We start from the raw sequence: 8,260 nt of genomic DNA, 5'->3' as shown, positions 1-8,260 counted from the left end.
CCAAAGCTTGCACTCCCCGCGAGCATTCGTTCGAGAACGAGGCCGCTCAGGCTCTCGGGACGTAAAAAAATGGGATGAAAAATCATCCCATTTCCTGTTACCGAATTCTGCGAAGGAGTGACATCCGGCGACGAGAATTTCCCTCGCGGAGTTTCTCAGATTTAGCGCTGGTCAATTGAGCGGTAGGTACGTTCGACCGGTCCAATGTAGTTGGAGGAAGGGCGAATGATCTTGTTGTCGCTGAGTTGCTCAAGGATATGAGCACACCAGCCCACGATGCGGCTTGCGGCGAAGACGCAGGTGAACATGTCGCCCGGGATCCCCATGTAGGACTGCAGGCTGGCAGAGTAGAAGTCGACGTTGCAGTTCTTGTGAATACTCGTTTTGACTGCCTGTTCCATGGCCAGCGAAATGTCGTACAGCTTGGTGTCGCCGGTCTCTACGCCCAGCCGGCGGGAAAGATCCTTCAGGTGAATCGCCCGTGGGTCTTCTACCTTATAGACCGCATGTCCGAAGCCCATGAACTTGCCCTTCTTGGCACGAACGGCTTCGACCCAGGGGACGACATTTGCGACTTCGCCGATTTCCTGAAGAGTCTTCAGAACTTCCGTGTTGGCCCCACCGTGCAGAGGACCCTTGAGTGCCCCAATGGCACCAGTCACGGCGGAATAAATGTCAGACAACGTTGCGGCGATGACACGAGCCGCGAATGTGCTGGCGTTGAGCGCGTGTTCCGCGTGCAGAATCAGGATCAGGTCCATCGCTTTTTCGGCGTCTTTTGATGGAACCTTGTCATTCAGCATGTACATGAAGTTCGCGGCGTGGCTCAAGTCATCTCGCGGAGCGACAGGTTCGAGACCAGCCTGAATTCTCCGAATGGCCGCGACGATCGTCGTCATTTCCGCAGTCAACCGAATCGCCTTTTCGAAATTGGCGTTCGGAGAATTGTCTTCGGCGGTCGGATCGTAAACGCCTGACATCGAGATGGCGGACCGTAGAGCGGCCATCGGGGGCGTGTGCTTGGGAAGTGACTTCAGGAACGTCAGAATCTGAGGTTCAATTTCACGATGATGGACCAGAACTTTATTGAAGTCGGCCAGCTGCTGTGAGGTTGGCAGTTCTCCCTTGAAGAGCAGGTAAGCGGTCTCTTCGAAGGAGCTGTTTTTCGCGAGGTCGTGAATATTGTAACCGCAGTAGACAAGTTTCCCCTCATCACCATTCACGTCGCAGATTTTCGTATCGGCGGCGATGATCCCCTTCAATCCACGGGTCGCCGCTTTTTCTGCAGCGATTTCTTTTTCTGAGGCGGAGGATGATACAGCGGCAGTCATTGACGGTCTCACTGGTGAAGCAACGAAAGGGCTGAGGAGCACGGTGGGGAAGCAGTGTTACGGACGCTGCACAATCAGTTTTCCATGCCGAAAATACTTCCGCAGAAGATCGACTCCGGCTCCCGTTTCAAAAAAGTATAACACTCGACCGCTACAGATCAACGAACGGTGACACAACTGTGGCAGAGGCATCTGGTTTCATCGCGGTTCACAGTTAGCGTTTCGGAAATCCGACTCGGATTCATGAACTTAAACCGGCGGGTGGTGTCTCAGCGGCGGAGGAGAATGCCTTGTCCAATTCGGTCAGCAGCAGGTCCAGACGAAACGGCTTATAGAGAGCCAGTTTAAAGCCCATCAGCAGTGCTTTCACCATGCGGTGAGCACCGTCGTAACCGAATCCCTTCATCAAGACCACGGGGATGGTGGCGTTAATGGCGCGAATTTTTTCGAGCGCCTCGATCAGATTGATGTCGGTCATTTCCGCATCGTAGAGCACAACGTCATAGTTGAAGCTCTTGATCATCAGCAGCGCTTCTTCCCCGTTGTGTGCTGTCTCAACTTCACAACCGAACCTAGCCAGAAGTTCATGACCGGCTGCACGAACAGACTCATCCGCATCGGCGATCAGAACGCGCTTCCCGCGCAATTTCGGTTTGGAAAACGCTTCCCCTCCCATCGGTGCTGAGACTTGCGGGGCAACCTTCTCGCCGATGCCGAAGATCAACTGACGAATCGTGCGGGTCTGCTTCAGCATTCGCTGAAGCCGCTCGGTCGCCTGGGGGTCGAAACCAACGAACTTGTTCTTCAACCAGGCAATGTCGTTCAGAATTTCATCAACTGGTCGAGCCGCCTCACGCAACAGGACGGCTGAACTTTCTGAGGCCACTGTCGCCCGCTCGTAGACGAGCAATTCCAGCGTGTTCAATGCAACTGACAAGTCACGGCAAAAGAGTTCCAGGAACTGCTGATCCTGCTCGGTGAATGCGTTCGCATGTGTACTCTCGACGTTGAATGTACCGAGGACGCGATCGTGACGTTTGATCGGCACGGTCAGCGAACTGCTGGCGTTGTCGATTCCGGTGAGGTACAGCGGATCGTGAGATGTATCGCGACACAGATAGCTGTTGCCTGTCGCGGCCACATAGCCGGTCACGCCGTTATCTGTCGGCAGCGCATAAAGTTCACGTTCGGCCGCCTCTGAGAGGATGCCAACATGCAGCAGCGGTTCAAGCCGATTGGTCCGTTCGTTCAGCAAGCGGACTTCAATCGTTTCAAACTTGAGAACGTCCTTCGTGTGGAGGATGATTTTTTCTCGCAGCAGCATTTTGCGAGCATCGACCGACATTGAGACCAGGTCTTCCGGAGCGATGTCCCCCAAGTCCTGACCTGCTTCGTGGATGGCGGTCAGCTTTTCGCCCTGCTGATGCTCTTGAGAGATGTCGCGGACAGTCACGACGACGAGGGTCGGATCAATACCCCCTTCAGGCAGAATCGGAGCGGCAACAACGTCAATGTAAGTCGATTCCCCGATGCGATACTTCGTTCGGGCTGTCATGCCTGAACCCAGTGCATTGTGGAAGGGAGCAAAATCGGGACCGACGATATGAGGCGTCGCGAAGGCCTCATCAAATGTCAAACCGACAGGGGAAGGCGAACTGTTACCCTTGCGTCCCGTCATCTCGGCAAAGCGGTCATTACACCATTGAATTTTCAGATCGAGGTCGAGAACTGCAACCCCTTCAGGCAGGTGCTTTACCACGGTCTCCAGAGCCATCATCGTGGGGAGATGCTGAAGTGTCTCACCCAGGACCAGAGCGCCCTGGAATTCCCCCTCGGGAGATTTCGTCAGCCACCCGGTGTTGTCGTGGCTGCCGATCAGGGAGTCGGCCGTTCGTACGGATTCCCAAAGGGAACGTCCGGCGTCTTCGTTGGCACCGTAAACTAATATCCGAGGAGTCGTGGACACGAGGCGTAGCTCTCCCTGCTCACTCAACAAGATCGAAACCGAATTATAGAAGCGTCAAGTGCAGCCAGCAACATGTTACGAGATCTCACGACTAAAAATTCGGCTTTCCACTCGGCGGACAAATTGAGAGGAATTCGATTGTACTTCCTGACAAACTTCAGTTGATCCCTGAGCAGAGGTGTGTCAAATCGGATCCCGTTACACGAAGAACGGGGATGATGAGTTGGCCAAAATTTGGTGATGTTGGAAGTCGCTCAATGTGGATTGTCATCTCGAATCGGGATCCCAATGCCCTTTGGTGAACGGCGCTCATCACCGACGAAAACGCGACGAACGCTGAGTTTCCCCATCGGGCGTGATGATTCGCATCTCATGGTTTGACTCGCTCGATTGATGCTGCGGATCCTGTCAATTGTCACATCGAATGCGATCCGTATATTCGAAATCGTCTGCGCCACCGTCCTGCTTGAGGAATTCGCCGATTCCTGACGGCACGGGCATTTTGTGCCCCGGCTGCAGCAGCTCGCCGCACAAGTTGCTTTCCGGGACACCGTCAACCTGGCTTGACACTTCCGGAACGTGATCAAATCAAACGCAGGACGTCCGTACTGTCACGCGAGACCGCCCGCTGGAGAGACAGATTGGTGTTACTCCCGGGTGCCAGTCCGTGTGAATAGAGCGAGCAGCATCGATCACGCGCAGTACGAATTGCGGAGCAGGATTGGAATCAGGATTAACAGGCTGTTGAAAAATGGGGGACTGGCTCCGAAGTCCGCTCGAAATCAATGAGGAATATGCCTTGCTCCAAGTGCCTGTCCCACATTTTCAACAGGGCGTTGACGTTGGAGTTCCGGAAGCTGAGATGTCCGTATTCAGGCGCGCTCCAGACCTGACAGGGGCCCCGTGCTCGAGGCAAACTTATCCACTTCTAATCCGAGCTGCTGGAGCATTGAGACGTAGAGGTTGGCCAGCGGCGTATTCTTGTGGGAATCGAACGCAAGGTATTGGCCGTGTCGGAAGCCCCCTCCGGCAAGGATCACCGGCAGGTTACGGTTGTCGTGGCTGTTGGCATTTCCCAGTTCGGAACCCAGCATCACGATCGTCTGGTCGAGTAGCGTCGTATCCTTTTCTTCGGTGCTTTGCAGATTGCTGAGAAATTCCGCAAACAGTTTCAACTGCGCTGTCTCGATGACCTTCAACTCGGAAAGTCGGGCTGGATCCTGGCCATGATGGGAAAGATTGTGGTAGTCCTGAGTAATCCCTTCCAGGGGGGGAACTGCGTTGACTCCAGGGCTGTGCAGAGTGATTAATCTGGTCGAATCGGTCTGGAGAGCCAGATGGATCATGTCATACATCAATCGCGTTCTGCCAATAACATCTGCCAGATTGGGAATGTCTCGCGGCGCTTTGACGTTTACTTGCGGTTTGGGTTTTCTGGCCCATTCTTCCGCCTTCACCAGTTTGGCCTCGGCCGAGCGGACGGCTGTGAAGTATTGATCCAGTTTATCGCGGTCGCGAGCTCCCAAACGGCGCTGGAGTGATTTGGCTTCGCCCAGAACCGAGTCCATGACGCTCTGGCCGTCCTTGATCTTTTGAGTCTGTCGTTCTTTGTCGGCGGGGCTCCCTTCGAGAAACAGACGAGAGAATATTCGCGATGGTCGTGACTCGGGTGGAATCTCGACCCCACCGCGTGAGAAACAGATGCCACGACCAGAGCCGACCGCGAGTGCCAACGAAGCGAAGCGAGTCGCACTCCCGATCTGCTCGGCTGCAACCTGGTCAACAGAGATCGTGTTTTTGAAACTGACACTCGTCGGCTTCGGTGCCGCTGTCAGGAATGAGACGCAAGCGAGATGTCCTCCGTCCACGTCGGGGTGTGATGTTCCTGATATCAGCGTGAAATGGTCACGCAGGTCTTTCAGCACATCAAGATAAGGCGTTGAATCGTAGTTAATGCCCCCTTTTTGGGGGAAGAGGTTGGGTGCGTGGAATCCGAATCCCTGGTCGATCAGAACCATTCTGCGCTGGGTGTTTGCCGGGCCGTTTGTTTCCTCCTGAGCAGCTTGCATCACATCCAGCAGCGGTAGAAACAGGGAAATCCCCATCCCCTTCAGAAAGTAGCGGCGATCGATGGTTTGCATCTGGAATTTCTTTCAGGGGTGGGACGTCTGTGATGACCGTCACTCGCAATGGGTCCAATGTCATTCTGGTTTAGTGAGTTCCTCCGTTGCCTACGCGAACGGGATCACCAGCGACGGAAGGTATCGCTCTGAACGACCTCATGAATGAGGCTGCGGAATCCATAATTTTTCGCTTCAGATTTCTTCACGATCTCACTCACTGCCTCGCGGTCCGAGAATCGAACCTTGCGTCCCAGACTGTACGTCAGCAGTTTTTCAGTCAGGCACGTCGCCACGCTGGTTTTGTCCTCTGCAAGGATCTTCTTGAATTCCGTGATGTCTTTGAACCTGCGTCCATCCGGCATGGTTCCGCTGGGGTCAACCGGTCGACCTGTCTTGTACTGGACCGGCTTAAACCTGATTACCAGGTCAACAGGAGTTCCTTCTCCGAGGCTGCGATAGGCTTTTCGCATCCCTCCAATCGGATCGAACGATTCGAGTGCCAATCCGGGGGGATCAATCTTGTTATGACAGCCAGCGCAGGACTCATGTTGGCGATGGCGCTTCACCTGTTCGCGAATCGAGGCCGCGCCTCGAATATCGGGTTCGATCGAGGGAATATCGGGAGGAGGTGGTGGTGTAGGCTGACCCAGGATGTTATTGAGAATCCACACGCCCCGTACGATCGGCGATGTTGACGTCCCGTTGGCGGTCACTTTCAGCACGCTGGCCTGTGTGAGGACGCCGCCACGTCCGCTTTCGGGAGGAAGTCGAACGTGCTGCAGCTTTGCTCCACGAATCCCCTTCAGTCCATAGTGTGTCGCCAGACGTTCGTTGAGAAACGACCAGTCGGCGTCGACGAATTCGACAACCGACCGGTCCTCATGCATGATCTCATGAAAGCAGTAATACGTTTCTTCCAGCATGGAATAACCGAGCATCTCGTCATACTCAGGAAAAAGCGTCGCATCAGGTTCCGTAAAGTGGATATCACGCAGGTTGAGCCACAGGCCTGTGAAGTTTTGTACGAAGCGTTCTGCTTTGGGATCCAAGAGCAGTCGCTCAACTTGCTGTCTCAGGACATCGGGTCGATGGAGTTGGTTGGATAAACCCAGCCCTAGCAACTCGTCGTCAGGCCCTGAGCTCCAGAGGAAATAGGACAGCCGGGATGCCAATGCTGTGTCCGTGATGAAATCTGATTCCTGCCCATTTGTCTGCTCGAGGGGTTCCTCTCTCAAGACGAATCCTGGTGAGCAGAGTACCATTTTCAGGCCGACGCCGATTGCGTCTTCGAATGGCTTGTCCGCGTCAAGCGCCGCTTGTACGAGTTTCAGCGGGGCATCAATCTCCTCTGGAGTGACCTGTCGTCGGTACGCTCGAGGGAGTAGTCGTTCGAAAATTTTTCGTGCGTCTGCAATGCCGGGCGAGCGCGACCTGACCCCTTTGAATAGCTCCTTTCTGCTTCGGGAAGGCCAATCCTCAAGCGGTCCTTGAACAGAGACTTCTCCAATCGCCAACCCGGGGCCTTTAAATCGATCGGGTCCCACGAGGGGTGCTGAGAGTCCATACGGGGCCACACGGTAGGTATGACCTTCTTCGAGATAATCCTCGAACTCGATGGTCGTCCATTGGTCACCGGGGGGAACGTCAAAGTATTCGACGAGACGTACCGGACCTGCACGACGGATCACATCTCCCCCATACACGGCCATGACGAGCGGTTCGTCAGTCTGATAGACCTTGGCCTGAATCGTGACGCGGTACGTTCCCGTCGCTTTTGCCTGTCCCGCGATAAAACACATGGGACAGTCCAGGTTCTGAAATGCGACGAGTCCGCCGTCGTCTGTTTTCACGAACACCCGATTGAGGGCGTGAGTCGCAAACGAATCCCTGGACATCAGTTTTTTGACATCAATCGTAAGCGGTTTACTCGGGGGGCCCATGATTTCACGGACTGCACGGTCTGCCGCCAAAAGATAGGCTTCCAGGTGCTGAGAAGAGATTGTCAACACATCGCCTACCGTATCGAATCCAAACGCTGTCGGATCGTCTGGAAAGAGGTCCTTCACTGAGACGCGAATTCCGAACAGGTCGCTTAGCGTATTCTCATACTCCACGCGGTTGAGCCGCCGGAGTCCCGATCGCTTCTGCGCGAGTTCTGATTGCGTCAACTGCTCCGCGAGATGCGAGGTGAAGACGTTAATGGCCGAACGATCTGGCGGGACTTCACTTTTTGGGGGCATTTCACGGCGCGAGACCCGATCATGGACCCGCGACCAGATTAGCAACAGATCTGGATCGTCCCAGTCGTCTTCCAGGCGATCCAGATTAATGCCACCCTTCTGCACATGGTCGTTGTGGCAGCTCGTGCAGTGTTGGGTGAGGAAATCATGCAGCTTCCTGTCGCTGGCCGTCGCAGACGACAAGCAAAGGGATAACGCAACGATCCCCAGGAACAATACTGAAAAGAGTCTCTCGGATGACAATCGGCCCTCGCTTCCGTTCTTGCAGCCGTCTCTCGAAATAGCAAGATGAGCGAAATCCAGGTCCGAAACAGATTGACTTGAACTTCAGTACCTCTACACGGCTACTTTCGATTCAACTTGCGTTCACTGTTTTGTGTTGCGAGATTGTACGGGTTGCAAGTGGGCCAAACAACCGTCGAGAACATTCGCCATGACTCCCCCCCTTGACATGGCGGGGGCAGGCAACGGTTCTTTATCAAGCTGTAGGGGGACCGAGGGACGATCACGGAAACGACGCCATCCGGTGAGCAGACTTGTTGCTGCAATGCGGACGCCACAAGGTCAGAAGGGGGGCCGCCACGATCTGGCAGGCGACAT

The 8,260-nt window shown here is 54.7% G+C and carries 4 protein-coding genes; all 4 read right to left on the bottom strand.

All coding sequences use genetic code 11. From position 1 onward, the window contains the following. Positions 1–161: 161 nt before the first annotated feature. The 4 genes from VGE80_RS13060 to VGE80_RS13045 all read right to left on the bottom strand — a co-directional run bounded on the left by VGE80_RS13060 (position 162) and on the right by VGE80_RS13045 (position 7,903). Positions 162–1,331 (bottom strand): citrate/2-methylcitrate synthase, encoded by a 1,170-nt coding sequence (locus VGE80_RS13060; RefSeq protein ID WP_440592985.1) that lies wholly within the window; start codon positions 1,329–1,331, stop codon positions 162–164. A gap of 241 nt (positions 1,332–1,572) precedes the next feature. Beyond that, on the bottom strand, positions 1,573–3,297 hold the full coding sequence (locus VGE80_RS13055; RefSeq protein WP_440592984.1) for a response regulator: 1,725 nt from the start codon (positions 3,295–3,297) through the stop codon (positions 1,573–1,575). 872 nt (positions 3,298–4,169) lie between these two features. Further along, positions 4,170–5,438 carry a DUF1552 domain-containing protein gene (locus VGE80_RS13050; RefSeq protein WP_440592983.1) on the bottom strand — a complete coding sequence of 423 codons (1,269 nt, stop codon included), beginning with the start codon at positions 5,436–5,438 and terminating at the stop codon, positions 4,170–4,172. Between the two features lie 104 nt (positions 5,439–5,542). Next, the gene (locus VGE80_RS13045) at positions 5,543–7,903 is read right to left on the bottom strand and encodes a DUF1592 domain-containing protein (RefSeq protein WP_440592982.1); all 2,361 of its coding nucleotides are present in this window, start codon (positions 7,901–7,903) and stop codon (positions 5,543–5,545) included. Between the last annotated feature and the right edge of the window lie 357 nt (positions 7,904–8,260).

It is taken from the genome of Schlesneria sp. (genome assembly GCF_036405755.1).
Classification (GTDB): domain Bacteria; phylum Planctomycetota; class Planctomycetia; order Planctomycetales; family Planctomycetaceae; genus Schlesneria; species Schlesneria sphaerica.
The sequence above is the reverse complement of the archived record's forward strand: the minus strand, read 5'-3'. Positions and strand labels throughout refer to the sequence as shown.

What these genes read in the sequence shown, in the direction of transcription:
- VGE80_RS13050 (WP_440592983.1), bottom strand. Translation starts at nt 5,438, where the DNA reads ATGCAAACCATCGATCGCCGCTACTTTCTGAAGGGGATGGGGATTTCC.
- VGE80_RS13060 (WP_440592985.1), bottom strand. Translation starts at nt 1,331, where the DNA reads ATGACTGCCGCTGTATCATCCTCCGCCTCAGAAAAAGAAATCGCTGCA.